At 35.8% G+C, this 17,366-nt stretch carries 20 protein-coding genes; 18 read left to right on the top strand and 2 right to left on the bottom strand.

The features are described from left to right. Positions 1 to 3 precede the first annotated feature (3 nt). The 11 genes from JCM15579_RS21365 to JCM15579_RS05705 all read left to right on the top strand — a co-directional run bounded on the left by JCM15579_RS21365 (position 4) and on the right by JCM15579_RS05705 (position 7,280). Complete coding sequence (locus tag JCM15579_RS21365; protein ID WP_245625837.1) at positions 4 to 192, top strand: hypothetical protein; 189 nt, start codon at positions 4 to 6, stop codon at positions 190 to 192. Beyond that, positions 147 to 2,147: a cytochrome-c oxidase, cbb3-type subunit I gene (gene ccoN, locus JCM15579_RS05740; RefSeq protein WP_306305810.1), complete on the top strand. Its 2,001-nt coding sequence runs from the start codon at positions 147 to 149 to the stop codon at positions 2,145 to 2,147. Before JCM15579_RS21365 ends, ccoN begins: the two co-directional genes overlap by 46 nt. 82 nt (positions 2,148 to 2,229) lie before the next feature. Further along, positions 2,230 to 2,430, top strand: a complete 201-nt coding sequence (locus tag JCM15579_RS05735; protein ID WP_054717007.1) for a cbb3-type cytochrome oxidase subunit 3 — start codon at positions 2,230 to 2,232, stop codon at positions 2,428 to 2,430. A 16-nt stretch (positions 2,431 to 2,446) separates the two neighbouring features. After that, the gene (locus JCM15579_RS05730; RefSeq protein ID WP_054717005.1) at positions 2,447 to 3,010 is read left to right on the top strand and encodes a cbb3-type cytochrome c oxidase N-terminal domain-containing protein; all 564 of its coding nucleotides are present in this window, start codon (positions 2,447 to 2,449) and stop codon (positions 3,008 to 3,010) included. 93 nt (positions 3,011 to 3,103) lie between these two features. Next, entirely contained in the window at positions 3,104 to 3,910 is an 807-nt protein-coding gene (locus JCM15579_RS20665) for a 4Fe-4S binding protein (RefSeq protein ID WP_218186069.1), read from the top strand. Next, complete coding sequence (locus JCM15579_RS21810; protein ID WP_306305809.1) at positions 3,907 to 4,503, top strand: 4Fe-4S dicluster domain-containing protein; 597 nt, start codon at positions 3,907 to 3,909, stop codon at positions 4,501 to 4,503. Before JCM15579_RS20665 ends, JCM15579_RS21810 begins: the two co-directional genes overlap by 4 nt. A gap of 30 nt (positions 4,504 to 4,533) precedes the next feature. After that, positions 4,534 to 4,980, top strand: coding sequence for a FixH family protein (locus JCM15579_RS05720; protein ID WP_054717002.1), 447 nt, complete (start codon positions 4,534 to 4,536; stop codon positions 4,978 to 4,980). A 61-nt stretch (positions 4,981 to 5,041) separates the two neighbouring features. Further along, the gene (locus JCM15579_RS05715; protein ID WP_054716999.1) at positions 5,042 to 5,443 is read left to right on the top strand and encodes a GxxExxY protein; all 402 of its coding nucleotides are present in this window, start codon (positions 5,042 to 5,044) and stop codon (positions 5,441 to 5,443) included. Between the two features lie 73 nt (positions 5,444 to 5,516). Beyond that, a complete protein-coding gene (locus JCM15579_RS21805) occupies positions 5,517 to 5,768 on the top strand; it encodes a sulfite exporter TauE/SafE family protein (protein WP_218186067.1) in 252 nt (83 codons plus the stop codon). Then, entirely contained in the window at positions 5,765 to 6,241 is a 477-nt protein-coding gene (locus JCM15579_RS05710) for a sulfite exporter TauE/SafE family protein (RefSeq protein ID WP_218186066.1), read from the top strand. The genes JCM15579_RS21805 and JCM15579_RS05710 overlap by 4 nt, the downstream gene beginning before the upstream one ends. Before the next feature lie 658 nt (positions 6,242 to 6,899). Further along, positions 6,900 to 7,280, top strand: coding sequence for a DUF1801 domain-containing protein (locus tag JCM15579_RS05705; RefSeq protein WP_054716996.1), 381 nt, complete (start codon positions 6,900 to 6,902; stop codon positions 7,278 to 7,280). Here the strand turns inward: JCM15579_RS05705 and JCM15579_RS05700 are convergent, their stop codons facing one another. Continuing rightward, positions 7,281 to 7,484, bottom strand: a complete 204-nt coding sequence (locus JCM15579_RS05700; protein ID WP_054716993.1) for a helix-turn-helix domain-containing protein — start codon at positions 7,482 to 7,484, stop codon at positions 7,281 to 7,283. A 10-nt stretch (positions 7,485 to 7,494) separates the two neighbouring features. Further along, entirely contained in the window at positions 7,495 to 8,133 is a 639-nt protein-coding gene (locus tag JCM15579_RS05695; RefSeq protein WP_054716991.1) for a DUF2975 domain-containing protein, read from the bottom strand. Between the two features lie 207 nt (positions 8,134 to 8,340). Between JCM15579_RS05695 and JCM15579_RS05690 the strand changes: the two genes are divergently transcribed. The 7 genes from JCM15579_RS05690 to JCM15579_RS05660 all read left to right on the top strand — a co-directional run bounded on the left by JCM15579_RS05690 (position 8,341) and on the right by JCM15579_RS05660 (position 17,361). Then, entirely contained in the window at positions 8,341 to 9,240 is a 900-nt protein-coding gene (locus JCM15579_RS05690) for a DMT family transporter (protein ID WP_054716988.1), read from the top strand. Between the two features lie 4 nt (positions 9,241 to 9,244). Beyond that, entirely contained in the window at positions 9,245 to 9,751 is a 507-nt protein-coding gene (locus tag JCM15579_RS05685) for a YkgJ family cysteine cluster protein (RefSeq protein ID WP_245625836.1), read from the top strand. Between the two features lie 58 nt (positions 9,752 to 9,809). Beyond that, positions 9,810 to 10,841: a type IX secretion system protein PorQ gene (gene porQ / locus JCM15579_RS05680; RefSeq protein ID WP_054716984.1), complete on the top strand. Its 1,032-nt coding sequence runs from the start codon at positions 9,810 to 9,812 to the stop codon at positions 10,839 to 10,841. Positions 10,842 to 10,977: 136 nt separating this feature from the next. After that, positions 10,978 to 11,673, top strand: a complete 696-nt coding sequence (gene cmk / locus JCM15579_RS05675; protein WP_054716980.1) for a (d)CMP kinase — start codon at positions 10,978 to 10,980, stop codon at positions 11,671 to 11,673. A gap of 24 nt (positions 11,674 to 11,697) precedes the next feature. Next, entirely contained in the window at positions 11,698 to 13,545 is a 1,848-nt protein-coding gene (pfkA, locus tag JCM15579_RS21800; protein WP_083464553.1) for a 6-phosphofructokinase, read from the top strand. 232 nt (positions 13,546 to 13,777) lie between these two features. Beyond that, on the top strand, positions 13,778 to 16,252 hold the full coding sequence (priA, locus tag JCM15579_RS05665) for a replication restart helicase PriA (RefSeq protein WP_054716977.1): 2,475 nt from the start codon (positions 13,778 to 13,780) through the stop codon (positions 16,250 to 16,252). Positions 16,253 to 16,359: 107 nt separating this feature from the next. Further along, positions 16,360 to 17,361, top strand: a complete 1,002-nt coding sequence (locus JCM15579_RS05660; RefSeq protein ID WP_218186065.1) for a bifunctional heptose 7-phosphate kinase/heptose 1-phosphate adenyltransferase — start codon at positions 16,360 to 16,362, stop codon at positions 17,359 to 17,361. The last annotated feature ends 5 nt before the right edge of the window (positions 17,362 to 17,366 follow it).

Here is a 17,366-nt window from a genome sequence, read left to right as displayed (position 1 = left end):
TTAATGGAAACACAACATTTTTCGTACGATAACAAAATCGTTAAATATTTTGCCTACGCAACCATTATTTGGGGTGTAGTCGGAATGTTGGTGGGGTTATTGGCAGCCTTGCAGCTCGCTTTCCCGGTTTTTAATTTTAATTTGGAATACACACTTTCGGACGTATTCGTCCAATCCATACCAATGCGGTAATTTTCGCCTTTGTTGGGAACGGGATTTTCGCAGCGGTATACTATTCGCTGCAGCGATTGCTAAAAGCCAGAATGTTTAGCGATAAACTAAGCTGGATTCACTTTTGGGGATGGCAGGCCATTATCGTTTCAGCGGCAGTAACATTTGTACTTGGGATCACTACAAGTAAAGAATATGCAGAGCTGGAATGGCCAATCGATATCGCAATTACCATTATTTGGGTGGTATTTGGATGGAACATGTTTGGTACAATTCTGAGACGTAGAGCTGATCACCTTTATGTTTCCATTTGGTTCTACATCGCAACTTTTGTGACCGTTGCAGTGCTTCACATTGGTAACTCAATCGAGCTTCCTTATAGCTGGATTCAGTCCTACCCGGTTTATGCTGGTGTTCAGGATGCTTTGGTACAATGGTGGTACGGACACAATGCAGTGGCATTTTTCCTAACCACTCCTTACTTGGGATTGATGTATTACTTTTTGCCTAAGGCAGCGAATCGTCCGGTATATTCATACCGATTATCGATTATTCACTTTTGGGCATTGGTATTCCTTTATATCTGGGCTGGTCCTCACCACTTGTTATATACTGCACTTCCTGATTGGGCTCAATCGCTTGGAGTTGTATTCTCAATCATGTTGATTGCTCCATCGTGGGGTGGTATGTTCAACGGATTACTTACGCTTCGTGGTGCATGGGATAAAGTTCGCGATAGTGCAACCTTGAAATTTATGGTGGTTGCCGTAACAGCTTACGGTATGTCAACATTCGAAGGTCCGATGATGTCTTTAAAATGGGTGAACTCATTAACACATTATACTGACTGGACAATTGCTCACGTTCACATTGGAGCAATGGGTTGGAATGGATTCCTGACTTTTGGTATGCTTTACTACCTATTCCCTAAAATGTGGAAAACCAAGTTGTATTCGGAAAAATTGGCCAATGCTCACTTCTGGATGGGAACCTTAGGTATGATTTTTTATGCATTGCCATTGTACTGGGGAGCCGTAGTTCAAACTTTAATGTGGAAAGAATTTACTCCTGACGGATTATTGGCTTATCCTAACTTCCTTGAAACCGTTACACAGATTCTTCCAATGTACCACGTTCGTGTACTAGGTGGATTACTATACTTTACAAGTTTGTTCTTAATGGTTTACAACCTATTTAAGACAGCTGCATCAGGTAAATGTTCGGATAATGAAGAAGCTTCGGCTCCTGCATTACATTCACCTAAGAAACGTGAAAAAGGTGAAGGTTTACACCGTTGGTTAGAGAGAAAACCTGTTCAGTTCATGATTCTTTCTACTGTGGCAATTTTAATTGGTGGTGCTTTCGAGATCATTCCAACATACTTGATCAAGTCAAATGTACCAACCATTGAAAGTGTAAAACCATATACACCGCTTGAACTACAAGGTCGTGATATTTATATCCGAGAAGGATGTAATACGTGTCACTCACAAATGGTTCGCCCTTTCAGATCTGAAACAGAACGTTACGGTGAGTATTCAAAAGCTGGTGAATTTGTATACGATCATCCGCACCTTTGGGGATCGAAACGTACTGGTCCGGATTTGGCTCGCTCGGGAGTACCTGGAGGAAAAATGTACAAGACCAATGTATGGCATTACAACCACATGTTGGATCCTCAAAAGATGAATGCGCAATCAATTATGCCAAAATATCCTTGGTTGATTAAAGATGAATTGGATACATCATCTACTCCTGCTAAAATTAGAGCAATGATAACGCTTGGAGTTCCTTACGATGAAGAACCATATCCTGCTAACTACGATCAAGTAGCAAATGATGACTTGCAAAAACAAGCCAAAGAAATTGCTGCTGATTTGAACGCAAATGGAATTGATGTAACAAGCGACAAAGAAATTATTGCTTTGATTGCTTACCTACAGCGTTTGGGTAGAGATATATCAGTTAAAGAATAAAAACAAGTAATAAGGATTAAGGATAAGGCAATTGGAGACATTTGCTTTAGCCTTTTCCCTTTGTACTTTAAAAGTATTAAGTATGAAATTAGTTAGTCATTACTTACAAGGCATATCAGATGTGGGATTCTTTCCAAGTATCTCATTACTGATTTTCTTCCTGTTTTTTGCAGGAATGGTTTGGTGGGCTTTTAAGAAAAGTAACAAAGCCTACTTCGCTCAAATGGAAAGCTATGCTCTTGATGAAGATGATATGGATTCTTCTGAAATAAATAATAATTGACCCTAAATCTATAGCAATGGATAACGATAAATATATTGAAGAAAACAAACACCTGATTAGCGACCATGATTACGATGGTATCAGAGAATTGAATAATCCAATGCCAACATGGTGGCGATACCTATTCTATGCAACCATTGTATTTTCGGCAGTTTACATTTTCCGATACCATGTGTTTGGAGATGATTTGCAAATTGCAGAATACAATAAGGAAATCGCCTTGGCTGAAGCCAACAAACCAAAACCTAAGTTTGATGAAAATGCATTGGTTTTAATGACAGATGCCGACAACCTTGCCAAAGGAAAAGAGATTTACGACAAAAACTGTATTGCTTGTCACGGTGCAGTTGGGGAAGGAAATGCTATCGGACCAAACCTTACCGACAAATATTGGTTAAATGGTGGTTCTTTAAAAGATGTCTACCATATTATTAAAGTAGGTAAACCTCTAAAAGGAATGTTGGCCTGGCAAAATCAACTTTCACCTGAACAAATGCTACAAGTTGCTAGCTATACTATGAGTCTGCAAGGAACTAACCCTCCTAATGCAAAAGAAGCTCAAGGTGAACTAGTAGAATAAAAAATAAGCTGTAAGTTTCGAGTAACAAGCTTCAAGCAATGAACTTGAGGCTTGAAACTTGAAGTCTTAGATCCGATCAATAAACAGAACAACATGGCTCCTGAAAATCCCTATAACACTTATCGTGATCAGTTGGCAACACTGAATGATAGTGGAAAAAGAAAATGGGTATATGCCCAAAAACCGAAAGGTAAACTTTACAATTACCGAAATATCGTAAGCTATACTCTACTTGCATTGATGTTCGGCTTACCATTTGTAAAAGTAGGTGGTGAACCCTTGTTTCTATTAAATGTTCTGGAGCGAAAGTTTATTCTATTTGGTGTAAGATTCTGGCCTCAGGATTTCCACATCTTTCTTTTTTCGATGATCACTCTATTTGTTTTCATCGTGTTTTTTACTGTTAGTTACGGTAGAATTTGGTGTGGGTGGACTTGTCCACAAACTGTTTTCATGGAGTTTATCTTCCGAAAAATTGAATATTTAATTGAAGGATCACACCAAGAACAAAGGAAACTAGATGCTCAATCACTCAACTTTGAAAAGTTCTGGAAGAAAAGCTTAAAGGCAATTCTCTTTTATGCCATTTGTTTCCTCATCACAAATACATTTCTGAGCTATATCATCGGAATAGATGAATTGTGGAAAATCATTAACGATCCTATATCAGAACATAAAGTTGGGCTTATCGTGGCATTAGCATTCTCGGGTGTAATGTACTTTGTATTCGCAAAATTACGCGAACAAGTGTGTTCAATGATTTGCCCTTACGGAAGATTGCAAGGAGTTTTGTTGGATTCGAATACCATTGTTGTAGCCTACGACTATAAACGTGGTGAAGAACGTGCTCCTCTTGAGGCCGGCGAAGATCGTGAAGCGAAGGCAAAGGTGATTGCATAGATTGCTATCAATGCGTTGATGTTTGTCCAACAGGAATTGATGTGCGTGATGGTACACAATTGGAATGTATCAACTGTACTGCTTGTATTGATGAATGTAATTCGGTAATGGAATGGATCGGAAAGCCAAAGGGATTGATTCGTTTCGATTCTGAGAAAAATATCGCCGAAGGCAAAAAGAACAACTGGCCGGTTCGTAAAATTGCTTATACGATTGTACTTACAGCTTTAATCGGAATTGTTATTGGTTTGTTTGCCTCAAGAACCGATTTGGAAGCAATCATCCTGCGTACTCCTGGCTTAATGTTTCAGCAGCAAGACAATGGTAAAATCAGCAATATGTATAACTTTAAGGTGGTGAATAAAACTACCAAAGAAGTAGCTATTCATTTTAAAATTATGAATCACGAAGGTGAGGTTAAGGTAATTGGTGAAAACTTAAAAGCTGATGCAAGTTCAATAAAAGAAGGTGTGTTTTTCGCTATCCTTCCTAAATCAGAAGTTAAAGGTGATAAAGTACCTATTAGCATTGGAGTTTATGCTGGTCAGAAATTGATAGAAGAGGTGGAATTAACTTTTGTCGGTCCGAATTAGTGATCTGATAAAATATATAGAGGATTAAAAATGAAGAAATTGAATTGGGGAACAAAACTGGGAATCATGGCATCGATATATGTTATTGGCGTATTGATTTTTGTCGGATTTAGTACAACTCAAAAAATAAATCTGGTTTCGAAGGATTACTATCCAACCGGGGTAAAACATCAGGATCAAATCAATAAAATTAAAAATGCAGTACAGTTAGAAACCCCCGTTAGGATTGAACAAGTTGGCGATAATATTGAAATCACATTTCCTGCCAATATGAAATCTGGTGTAGAAGGTGATATTATTGTGTACCGACCTGCCGATTACGATTTGGACTTAAAATACAAATTAGCCTTAAACGATAGTGGCGTTTATATTTTAAACACGAATAAGCTGCTTAAAGGCAGATACACCATTAAATTAGATTGGGTGCATAATAACATTCCTTACTACAAGGAAGAGGCGATTTATTTGAGTAAGTAATTAACCACTAAGGACACAAAGGTGTTTCACAAAGAACACAAAGAGATTATAAAAAGTAAGTATGCAATATCTTAAAGAAACCGTAGTAAATAAAAGCAGGGAACAAATTTTTAGGCAAATCCTAAATTGTTGTTTTCGGATTCATACTGCTTTGGGCCCCGGACTCTTAGAGAGTGCATATGAAAAATGTCTCCATTATGAACTTTGTAAATCAGGGTTAAAAGTTGAGCGTCAGAAAGTGCTTCCATTAACTTACGAGAAAGTAGAAATTGAATCAGCATATCGAATAGATTTATTGGTCGAAGATCAAATTATTATTGAAATAAAAGCAACTGAGTCGTTTCACGACTTACATCTTGCACAAACTCTTACTTACATGAAATTATCAGGTTGTAAATTAGGTCTTCTTGTCAATTTTAATGTAAGTAGAATGAAACATGGAATAAAAAGACTTATTCTTTAAAAAATATAATAAAATACATTGAGTCCTTTGTGAAACACCTTTGTGCTCTTTGTGGTTAACTGTAAGTAAATTCATGGTATATATCTCAGCATTAACACTAGGACTTTTGGGCAGCTTCCATTGCGTTGGAATGTGTGGTCCTATAGCATTGGCAATTCCACTAAAAACCGATTCATGGTTAGCACGAATCTTTGGTGGGGTACTTTACAATTTGGGTAGAGCAATTACCTATGCGATTATGGGTGCCGTATTTGGATTACTTGGTCGCGGGTTGGTAATGAGTGGATTTCAACAGTGGGTGTCCATAATTATGGGAGCATCATGATTCTTTCCGTAATTACACCATCCATCTATAAAAATCGATTCAATGCCGATAAAGGTGTGTTCTCGTTCGTAGGCAAATTAAAAATGTCCTTGGGAAAACTATTTGCCCAGCGTAGCTACGGATCATTATTGATGATTGGCCTACTAAATGGATTATTACCATGTGGTTTGGTATATTTTGCCATTGCAGGTGCTATCGCAACTGGGTCTTCTGTTAGCGGTAGTCTATTCATGTTCATATTCGGTCTGGGGACTCTACCAATGCTCTTGGCAATTTCTCTTATCGGAAACATGATTACATTGGAACTTCGAAAAAAAATAACCAAACTGATTCCTTATGCAATTGTATTTATTGGCGTGTTATTTATTCTTCGTGGCTTAAGCCTTGGTATTCCATATCTAAGTCCTCCTGAAAAAGTAATGACAGTGCCTGTTGAAGAAGTTCAACAAGAAAAGCCTTCTTGTTGTCATTAAACAAGCTAGTGCCTCAATGTAATATATTTGGCATGCATAAAGATTTCTGGTGCCTGGGGTAAATCAATTCAATGTTAGGGAGCCATATTAAATGACTTTCATTTGGCTTACCCTGACAGATGTAAGTACATTAAATTTAAATAAGGTTTATACAAAATTTGAGACACTAGCCTGAAATATGCCAGCAACAAAGAGTAAGCTTAAAGAAATAGGCAGGAATTTGCAAGAAACAGCTTCTCAGCTTCAAGAAGTAGGCTTCCAACTCTAAGAAATAGAGTTCACTGCTCAATCTATTGACTTTCTGCCATTAGAACTTGACTTCAAGTTCTAATCTATAGACTTCCACCTTCAAGATATAGAACCTTAAATTCAAGAAATGACATTCCAGTTTTAATCTTTATACTTTCGACTTCGAGAAATGGACTTTGAGAAGATTTCGATGCACTTTCAAATTAATGTAATAGGCTTCATATTCCAATCAATGCCCATTCGGATCCATTCATTACACTTTTAACTACTGGAAATATACTTTCGAATTTAATCGATACACTTTTAGCTCCTAAAAATAGACCTTGAGATTCATTCAATAGAGTTTATGACCTAAGAAGTTTTGTATATTTAAGCGGAATGCTCAAACAATAGAATTCAAAAACTCTTTATGAATAAAGTCGAAGAATACATCTACAATTTTGAGGGGGAACAAAGAGAAATCCTCTTGCAGCTTCATAACTTGATGATGTCTTTCCCGCACGTTGTAGCCAAATACCGATACAACGTTCCATTTTATTACCGCAAAGCCTGGATTTGTTATTTACTCCCTAATAAGAATGGCACTGTAGACCTATCTTTTACCAGAGCCATTGAGTTCGCCGATGAGAACAAACAACTCGACTTCAGAGATCGAAAAATGGTTGGGAGCATTTGCCTTTCCAAGCTCACTGATATCAATCAAGATGTAATGCTTCTCATTCAAGAAGCTCTTTTGATTGATGATACCGTTCCCTATACAAAAAAGTGGTTCGGCAGAGACAAGAAGTAACTATTCGGTAAAATCCAAAATATCGCCAGGCTTACATTCCAATTCACGACAAATTGCCTCAAGCGTAGTAAAGCGAATAGCCTTAGCCTTGCCACTTTTAAGAATCGATAAATTAGCCACAGTAATACCGATACGCTCTGCAAGCTCCTTCGAACTCATTTTGCGTTTAGCCAGCATTACATCCAAGTTTGTTATTATTGGCATATCTATTCTTTTAAATGGTTAATTCACTTTCTTCTTTTAGCTTTATTCCGGCTTTGTAGACTTCTGCTATTACGAGGATAATAAGCACAGAAATGATTTCAATCAACATGAAATAATCAGGATGAATATGAATTAATTGATTCATTACATGAATATCCTCTATAAGAAAATATGCAAAAACCGTAGCTACAAAAAACTCATATAAGATATAGCCTAATGTTATAAAAGCAATTTTTCTTATGCGAATATAGTTAGCTTCCTCGAAGTAATCCTTCATTTTTTTTCTCTCTGAGAAAGTATGAAATATGTCTTTTAACTGTTTTGTTGCAAGAAATGCGCATAAAAACATTACAAACTGATTAAAAAAAGCCAGTAATTTGAACTCAATACCAACAGATTTAAACGATTTCGGCATAATTTCTATACTTTCCACACCATTAAAACTTGAATTCTCAATTAAGGTGTATTTTAAAGGAAGCTCTACACTACTACTCATCACTTTGAAATCTAATTGAGCAGTGTTATCCAATCCTATTGTTAATGTTAATATAGCTGATACAATCGTGCCAGCCAAACCAAGAACACTAAGAATATAAAACAAATAAAAGGTAGAATACAAGTGCTTCAATAATCGGTTATTCTTTTTCATAGGATTAGATTTAGTATAACTTACTAATACAAACCTAAAGAATTATTTTTTGTTTTTCAACTCTTTTTTATCGTTTTTCAATAATTTTATTTCTTTTTTCAATAAACACAAAGTCTTCAAGTACCGATAAAATCTGTCAATATGCTTCTTTATTATTCCTCAATAATTATATGTAATTTCGCCCAAAATTTTAGAAGTTAACCGAAAATGAACAAACAATCTCTTATGGTGTATGCCAGTATTGTATTGGCAATGCTTTTTTGGAGTTTTTCTTTTGTATGGGTAAAAATTGTGTACTTGGTTTACAATCCAATCACAACAGTGTTTCTTCGCCTAAGCATCTCATCTGCCTTACTATTTCTTATTGGCAAAAGTTTAAAAAGAATTCAAGGCGTTCAAAAAGAAGATAGAATCTATCTGGTTTTGCTCGCATTTTTCGAACCATTCCTATATTTCTTAGGCGAAAGTTTTGGGTTAAAACTTGTCTCTTCCACTCTTGGTGCAGTAATCATTTCAACCATTCCATTATTTTCCCCAATTGCAGCCTATTTGTTCCACAAAGAAAAGATCAGTCCAAAAATTGCATTGGGAATTCTGTTTTCTGTAGTTGGAGTAGGTGTAATCATTTTCAATAAGCAATTCGACTTGGTTGCTTCACCTCAAGGAATTGCATTAATGTTTGTTGCGGTTGCTGCGGCAATTGGCTATTCAATTGTACTAAAAAATTTGGCTACAAAATACAATCCGCTTACACTGATATCTTACCAAAATTTAATTGGTATCGCCTTCTTTTTACCATTGTTCCTTACCTTTGAATTGAATCATTTTTTGAATGCAGAACCTACAACCGAAGTATGGATTGCTTTAATTGAATTGGCTGTTTTTGCTTCCTCTTTGGCATTTATATTCTTCACCTATGGGTTAAAGCATTTGGGTATTAATATGTCGAATTTATTTATCAACGTAATTCCTGTATTTACGGCTATTTTTGCCTTTTTTGTATTAAACGAAAGTCTTACATTTCAAAAAATGTTAGGGATTTCAATTGTGATATCAGGTTTGTTCTTATCGCAGGCCAAACTAAAATTCTCAAAAGTTAAGAAGTAATTTCATGAGCAAAATAAAGATCGATTTAGAGCAGTTGAAGGTAAAAGCCAAGAACACCGAGAGCGATACCAAGGAGTTTTTTGCCAAACTAAAAAAGAAAAAACCAAAACAATTGGACACCATTGTTCATGCACTTCACGATGAAGTCTTCGAAGAATTGGATTGCCTAGAATGTGCAAACTGTTGCAAAAGCATTAGCCCTATCATTATCGATAAAGACATTGAACGCTTGGCCAAGCATTTGCGGATGAAACCTTCAGAAGTTATTGATCAATATTTGGAAATGGACAATGACAACGACTATGTATTTCGCGAAGCTCCTTGCCCATTCCTTATGCCCGATAATTATTGCATGGTATACGAGAGTCGTCCAAGAGCTTGCCGCGAATATCCACACACCGATAGAAAACGCTTTTACCAAATCCTAAACCTCACACTAAAAAACACACATTATTGCCCGGCAGTTTATGAGGTAACTGATCGATTAAAGAAGAAAAAAGATCAATTGTAAACTTTATCCGTATAAATTTCAATTCGGATTTATATCTTTAGACTTCCTAAAATTACTCATGATCAGATCTGTTGTTATATATCTAATTCTATTTCTTTCCAGTCTTCAGGCATACAGTCAGTCGGCCGGAGAGAATATTTATGAATTCCTTAACTTGGGAAGCTCAGCTCGTGTAGCAGCTTTAGGTGGAGATCAAATCGCTTTGGGAAATGTGGATGCCGATTATGCCTTTTACAATCCTGCAGCTTTGCATCCTGAATTAGATCAGTCGATCAATTTGAACTATGTAAGTTATTTGGCCGATATCAATTATGGATATGCTTCATATACCAAAACCTATAAAGGTATTGGTACATTCTCGCTTGGAATGCACTACGTAAATTATGGAAAATTTACCGAGGCCGACGAATTTGGTAATATCAAGGGTAAATTTAAGGCATCAGACTATGCGCTTTTTATTAGTTACGGAAAACAAATAAACAAAAACCTTAGTGTAGGGTTAACCCTAAAACCCATTTACTCTTCTTTAGAAAAATACAATTCTTTTGGTTTAGCTACCGATTTAGCAATTATTTACGATAGCTCTGATAAACTTTTTAGAGCAGCATTGGTTGCCCGAAATTTTGGATACCAAATTAAACCTTATTACGGTTCGCACCGTGAAGATTTGCCTAATGAAATACTTATTGGAATGAGCACTAAACTGCAACACGCTCCTTTCCGATTTGCCCTCACCTATCGCCATTTGGAAAAATTAGATCAATCTTATCAATCCAATTTGAATAAAGTTGATGATGTTTTTTCATATCAATCATCGGAAGATGGATTTGTTGACAAGACATTAAAACATTTAATTCTTGGTGCAGAATTTCTTCCAACAAAAAACTTTTCGGTTCAATTGGGATATAACTTCCAGCGCCGAGATGAATTGAGTGTAGAAGAAAAAAAGTCAACAGTAGGTTTCACCTGGGGTTTTGGCTTCAAAGTGTCGCGATTTCGTATAAATTTTGCTTCGGCAAAATATCATCTTGCTGGTTCAAGCAATCATTTTTCTGTTAGCACGAGACTTAGCGACTTTAATTTCAGATAAAAGCATTTTTGGAAAGCTGCATTGCAATCGTTTACAGACGACTAGGCAGCATTTTTAGATCACGAATCCTATTTTTGATCGATTTTCTTACTACTTTTGTACGCAATTGCACAAACTTTTCTAGCAATACTAAGTAATGAATATATCTGAAAAGAAATTAATTATAGCAATCGATGGCCACTCTTCGTGTGGTAAAAGCACTGTAGCCAAAGATTTAGCAAAAAAAATAGATTACACTTATATCGACAGTGGAGCAATGTATAGAGTTGTAACTCTTTTTGCAATGCGAAACGCTCTTATAAATAACGAGAAAGTAGACGAGAACAAACTAAGTCATTTAATTGATCAGGTTTCCATATCATTTCAGTACAATGACGAAAAACAACGTCATGAAACTTATTTAAATGGCGAATTGGTTGAAGACGAAATTCGTTCTTTAGCTGTATCAAACAACGTAAGCTTGATTGCAAAAATTAAGTTTGTTCGCGAAAAAATGGTTGCTTTTCAGCGTGAATTGAGCAAAGAAGGTGGCGTAATAATGGACGGTAGAGACATAGGAACAGTTGTATTTCCGAATGCCGAATTAAAAATATTCATGACAGCCGATGTTGAAGTAAGAGCAATCCGTCGATATAAAGAACTTAAGGATAAAGGCGAAGAAGTATCATTAGATGATATTCGTGAAAATGTGAAGAAAAGAGACTTTATCGATGAAAACAGAGATGAAAGTCCGTTACGAAAGGCTGAAGATGCTATCGTTCTTAACAATAGCAAACTTAGCAAAGAAGAGCAATTAGATTGGATTGTTGAAAGAATGAGCGAAGTCGTTTAATTATCTTTAAGAGAGAAGAAAGAAATGAAGATTGAAATCGATCCTAATGCTGGCTTTTGTTTTGGTGTAGTAAATGCCATAAACAAAGCTGAAGAAAATTTAAGTAAAGATGGTCAAATGTATTGTATTGGCGATATCGTTCATAACAGCATTGAGGTTAATCGTCTAAATGATTTAGGATTGCAAACAATCGAACATGATGAGTTCAAAGGAATAAAGGAAAGGAAAGTACTGTTTCGCGCGCATGGCGAACCACCTTCATCTTATCGTATTGCAAAAAAGAATAAGATGGAAATTGTTGATGCCACTTGTCCGGTAGTGTTAAACCTTCAGAAAAGAATTAAGAAGTCATTCCGCGAACTTAAAAAGGTAAATGGGCAAATTCTCATTTACGGAAAAAAAGGTCATGCCGAAGTAAATGGATTGGTAGGTCAAACCAGTGGTAAGGCAATTGTTATAGAAACAGCCAAAGACCTAAAATCGGTTAACCCGGATTTACCTGCAGAATTATTCTCACAAACAACCAAAACTCTTGAAGGGTTTAATTTGCTTCGTGAAGAATTACAGAAAATAATGAAGGCTCCATTTAAAGCTCATGACACAATATGTCGTAAAGTTGCAAATAGAGTGCCTTTAATTAAAGAGTTTGCGCAAAAACATGATGTAATTGTTTTCGTAAGCGGAAAGAAAAGTTCTAATGGAAAATTACTATTCGATGTTTGCAAAGGCATAAATCGAAATAGCTATTTCATATCAGAACCACAGGATATTGACATCAGTTGGTTTGTCAATGCAAAATCGGTTGGTGTTAGTGGAGCAACATCTACTCCTGGTTGGTTAATGAACGAAATTACTGAGAAAATCAAACTTGAAAATAAAATAAATATTAGCATGTCAAGAATTAAGAAAATTGGTGTACTTACATCAGGAGGGGATGCTCCAGGCATGAACGCGGCGATTCGAGCAGTTGTTCGAACTGCAATCTTCAACAAACTTGAAGTTGTAGGTATTAAACAAGGTTACGAAGGCCTTATTAATGGTGATTTCAAAAAAATGAAATCTCACGATGTAAGTAACATCCTTCAAAAAGGAGGTACTATTCTTCGTTCGGCAAGAAGCGAGGAGTTTAGAACCGTAGAGGGAAGACAAAAAGCTTATCAGCAAATGCTTGATAACAAAATCGATGCTTTGGTAGTAATCGGTGGTGATGGTACTTTTTCGGGAGCTCGTATCTTTACACAAGAGCACGATATTCCAGTTGTTGGTATCCCAGGAACTATTGATAACGACTTATTTGGTACCGATTACACCATTGGGTATGATACTGCAATCAATACTGTAATTGATGCTGTTGATAAAATTCGTGATACGGCAAGTGCTCACAACCGTTTATTCTTTATTGAAGTAATGGGTCGTGATGCTGGTTTTATTGCTTTGCGCAGTGGTATTGCAACTGGTGCTGAAGCTATTTTGATACCTGAAAAAGAAACTCACGCAAAAGAATTACAAGCTTATCTTGAAAAAGGTTATAAAGAGCACAAGTCAAGTGGTATTGTAATTGTTGCTGAAGGTGACAAATCCGGAGGTGCGTACACTATTGCAAAAGAAATTGAAAAAGAACATCCTGAATATGACATTCGTGTATCAGTACTTGGTCACATGCAGCGCGGTGGTTCTCCATCAGCATTCGACCGTGTAACTGCTTCTACATTGGGTGTTGCTGCCGTTGAAGCATTGTTGGATGATCAAAAAAGTATCATGGTAGGAATGGTTCATGGTGAAGTTACTCATGTTCCTTTCAACAAAACCATTAAGAACAAAAAGAAAGTTAAGGATACATACTTGCGTATCAACGAAATCCTTTCTATCTAAAACCAATTGTTATACAAAATGAAGCTTTAGCGAGTTTTGTATTTACAATGGTTAATGCCGATAGACTTTTATAGGAGAATATTGAGAGATTCGAAAATAGTCGACATTTTAAAAGCAAATCGGTATAAGTAAAATTTGCGACAGCTTTTGTTCAAGATATATTTCTTCTGATTGAGATTCCTGCCTTGGGATTTCAATCAGAACTAATAACTTTGGGGAAAATGCCTCAAAAATGAACAATAATCCAAATTTCGCAGATATTATACTGCCACTTCCATTGGCCGGTGTTTACACTTATTCTATTCCAGATGAGCTTAAAGACCAATTGGCCATTGGGAAAAGGGTAGTTGTTCCTTTAGGTACAAAAAAACTGTACACAGGCATTGTACAAACACTTCACAACAATGCCCCTACCGATTATAAGGTAAAAGACATACTATCTTGTCTGGATGACTTTCCGGTAATTAATAATTTTCAATTAAAATTTTGGGATTGGATATCGCAATACTATCAATCAGTATTGGGCGATGTGTACAAGGCTGCAATACCTTCTGGTTTAAAATTGGAGAGCCAAACAAAAATTATCCTCAACGAAGAATTTGTTGCTGATAAAGCTCTTAGTAAAACTGAAGATCAAATCTTAAACATTTTAAGCAAATCGAAAGATGTTACTATTGCCAGTTTAAATCAGGCTACAGGATTAAAAAATACACTTCCACAAATAAAGTCACTGTTAGAAAAAGGCGCTGTGGCAGTGGAAGAACACATTTCATCTGGATACAAAGAGAAAAAACAAGAATTTGTTAGTCTGCATTCAAATTTCACAGAAGAGGAAATTGGTGAATTATTGAATGGATTGAAACGAGCAAAAAAACAACAAGAATTACTTTATTCTTATCTAAATCTTTCCAAGCATTATTTTGAAGATAAACCTGTAAAAGTAAGCAGTAACGAACTCTTAAAATCAGTTGACGGCTCGAGAGCAATCCTGAAATCCTTGATAGATAAGAATATTTTAAAATTTTATTTCGAGAAATTAGATCGATTAGACTTTAGCTCAATCAATACAACAGGATTAAAGGAATTAAATTCACATCAAAAGATCGCAATAAATGAAATTCGAGAGAATTTCGAACACAAAAATTGCGTGCTTTTGCATGGTGTTACTTCAAGTGGAAAAACTGAAATCTATATTCATTTAATTGAAGAACAATTAAAACTTGGAAAACAAGTTCTTTACTTACTTCCTGAAATTGCATTAACCACTCAAATCATTAATCGTTTAAAAGCGGTTTTTGGCAATAAAGTTGGTGTTTACCATTCAAAATTCAACGATTCAGAACGCGTCGAAATCTATAACAACATTCTGCAATCTCATTCAGATAATGCTTATCAGGTAATCCTTGGCGTTCGTTCCTCTATTTTTCTTCCTTTCAGTAATTTAGGATTAATTATTATTGATGAAGAACATGAGAACACCTACAAACAATTTGATCCTTCACCAAGATACCATGCAAGAGATGCTGCTTTATATCTTGCCAACTTACATGGAGCAAAAACCCTTTTGGGAACCGCAACTCCAGCAGTAGAAAGTTATTACAATGCACAAACTGGGAAATACGGTTTGGTGGAATTATTCCAAAGACATCAGGAAATTGAAATGCCCGAAATCATAGTAGCTGATATTAAAGAAGCTCGAAGAAAGAAAATGATGAAATCGATTTTTTCGCCGGAATTGATGTCACACATGATGGAGAGTTTGGAGAACAAAGAACAAATCATCTTATTTCAAAACAGAAGAGGATATGCCCCTTATTTGGAATGCAAATCCTGTGGTTGGGTTCCTCATTGTCCAAACTGTTCAGTAAGCCTTACCTATCATCGCCATAACAATTTGCTGGTTTGTCATTATTGTGGTCATGGTATGACACCTCCAAACAGTTGTGAGCATTGCGGCTCATCTGGGCTAGAAGATAGAGGATTTGGAACCGAAAAAATTGAAGAAGAACTTCTCTCCTACTTTCCTGAAGCCAGAGTTGGTCGAATGGATTTGGATACAACCCGAAAAAAAAATGCCTACGAAAAACTAATTTATCAATTCGAAAAACAAGAATTGGATATTTTGGTTGGAACACAAATGGTTTCGAAAGGTTTGGATTTTGATAATGTTGGTTTGGTAGGAATTTTAAACGCGGATTCTATGCTCAATTATCCTGATTTTAGAGCTTACGAAAGAAGTTTTCAGATGATGGCACAAGTTTCTGGCCGTGCGGGTAGAAAAAAGAAAAGAGGAAAAGTATTGATTCAAACCTACACACCTGAACATGAAATTATTAAAAACGTAGTTAAAAATGACTATTTTGAGATGTATTCTTCGCAGATTACAGAACGTAAAGAATATATCTATCCTCCATTTTACCGCTTAATCAACATTAGTTTGAAACACAAGAATCAACGTTTGGTTAACGAAGCTGCCAGTTATTTTGCCAAATCACTTCGCAAAATTTTTGGGATTAGAGTATTTGGCCCACAATCTCCAGTTATAAATCGAATTCAAAATTCGTTTATTGTAAATATTCTTTTAAAAATTGAAAAGAAAAGTTCACCTGCAAAGGCCAAATGGATTCTAAATCAACAAGCAAATTTCTTGAAAGAAATCGAAAAATTTAAAAGCATTCAAATCAATTTTGATGTTGATCCTATGTAATAACTTATCGAAATTAAGTGTTAAAAAAGCCTAAGGATTTTCAGCAATGTTTATCAACAAACGAATTTGTTTATCTTTGCTCAAATAACTTCGAAAATCGAATTATCGTGAACAAAATTGAACTTGAAAAAACTTTTGACAGTTTTTCTGATTATAATGTGCTAATTATTGGTGATGTAATGGTTGATGCCTATGTTTGGGGCAAAGTAGAACGTATCTCTCCAGAAGCTCCTGTACCAATTGTTTCTTGTGTTAATCGTGAAAGTCGTCTGGGTGGAGCTGCCAATGTTGCTCTGAATATCAAATCCATGGGAGCCAATCCTATTCTTTGCTCAGTAATCGGCAACGATGAGAAAGGGCAAGAGTTCTTAAATCTTCTTACTAATATTCAAGATGAACAATATGGAATTGTTGTAAGCGATCATCGAAGAACCACAGTTAAAACTAGATTTATTAGCGATAATCAACACATTATTCGTGTAGATGAAGAAGATACTCACGAATTGGCTGACGAGATTGAAATTGAATTTATCGATCACATCAAAAGTTTAATTGACAAACACCAAATTCATGCTGTTGTTTTCGAAGATTACGACAAAGGAGTAATCACCAAAAAGTTAATTGAAGAAATTACATCTCTTGCCAACGGCAAAAACATACCAATTCTGGTTGACCCTAAAAAGCGTCACTATTCAGATTATAAAAACGTAACCCTATTCAAACCTAACTTTAAAGAGTTTGTTGAAGGATCAAATCTTAAACTTGAAAAAGGAGATATAGAGGGATTATTTACAGAAGCTAAAAATTTCCAGAATAAAATGGGTATTAACAAGTTGTTGATAACTCTTTCAGAACTTGGTGTTTTTATCAGCAATGAGAATACCTATGAACACATTCCTGCTGTTGTTCGTGAAATTGCAGATGTTTCAGGAGCTGGAGATACTGTAATTAGTGTTGCAACTCTATGTTTAGCGGCTGGTATGAATGCAAAAGAGATTGCAGCTATATCGAATTTAGCGGGCGGTATTGTATGCGAAATTCCAGTAGTTGTACCAATCGAAAAAGAACAATTACTTAAAGAAAGTATTAAATTATTCGCACAAGTTTAAAATCA

It is taken from the genome of Marinifilum fragile JCM 15579 (genome assembly GCF_001310955.1).
Taxonomy (GTDB): domain Bacteria; phylum Bacteroidota; class Bacteroidia; order Bacteroidales; family Marinifilaceae; genus Marinifilum; species Marinifilum fragile.
The sequence above is the reverse complement of the archived record's forward strand: the minus strand, read 5'-3'. Positions and strand labels throughout refer to the sequence as shown.

Coding starts and splice junctions, on each gene's coding strand:
- JCM15579_RS21365 (WP_245625837.1), top strand. CDS start 4: ATGGAAACACAACATTTTTCGTACGATAACAAAATCGTTAAATATTTT.
- JCM15579_RS05735 (WP_054717007.1), top strand. CDS start 2,230: ATGAAATTAGTTAGTCATTACTTACAAGGCATATCAGATGTGGGATTC.
- JCM15579_RS05730 (WP_054717005.1), top strand. CDS start 2,447: ATGGATAACGATAAATATATTGAAGAAAACAAACACCTGATTAGCGAC.
- JCM15579_RS20665 (WP_218186069.1), top strand. CDS start 3,104: ATGGCTCCTGAAAATCCCTATAACACTTATCGTGATCAGTTGGCAACA.
- JCM15579_RS05720 (WP_054717002.1), top strand. CDS start 4,534: ATGAAGAAATTGAATTGGGGAACAAAACTGGGAATCATGGCATCGATA.
- JCM15579_RS05715 (WP_054716999.1), top strand. CDS start 5,042: ATGCAATATCTTAAAGAAACCGTAGTAAATAAAAGCAGGGAACAAATT.
- JCM15579_RS21805 (WP_218186067.1), top strand. CDS start 5,517: ATGGTATATATCTCAGCATTAACACTAGGACTTTTGGGCAGCTTCCAT.
- JCM15579_RS05710 (WP_218186066.1), top strand. CDS start 5,765: ATGATTCTTTCCGTAATTACACCATCCATCTATAAAAATCGATTCAAT.
- JCM15579_RS05705 (WP_054716996.1), top strand. CDS start 6,900: ATGAATAAAGTCGAAGAATACATCTACAATTTTGAGGGGGAACAAAGA.
- JCM15579_RS05700 (WP_054716993.1), bottom strand. CDS start 7,484: ATGCCAATAATAACAAACTTGGATGTAATGCTGGCTAAACGCAAAATG.
- JCM15579_RS05695 (WP_054716991.1), bottom strand. CDS start 8,133: ATGAAAAAGAATAACCGATTATTGAAGCACTTGTATTCTACCTTTTAT.
- JCM15579_RS05690 (WP_054716988.1), top strand. CDS start 8,341: ATGAACAAACAATCTCTTATGGTGTATGCCAGTATTGTATTGGCAATG.
- JCM15579_RS05685 (WP_245625836.1), top strand. CDS start 9,245: ATGAGCAAAATAAAGATCGATTTAGAGCAGTTGAAGGTAAAAGCCAAG.
- porQ (WP_054716984.1), top strand. CDS start 9,810: ATGATCAGATCTGTTGTTATATATCTAATTCTATTTCTTTCCAGTCTT.
- cmk (WP_054716980.1), top strand. CDS start 10,978: ATGAATATATCTGAAAAGAAATTAATTATAGCAATCGATGGCCACTCT.
- pfkA (WP_083464553.1), top strand. CDS start 11,698: ATGAAGATTGAAATCGATCCTAATGCTGGCTTTTGTTTTGGTGTAGTA.
- priA (WP_054716977.1), top strand. CDS start 13,778: ATGAACAATAATCCAAATTTCGCAGATATTATACTGCCACTTCCATTG.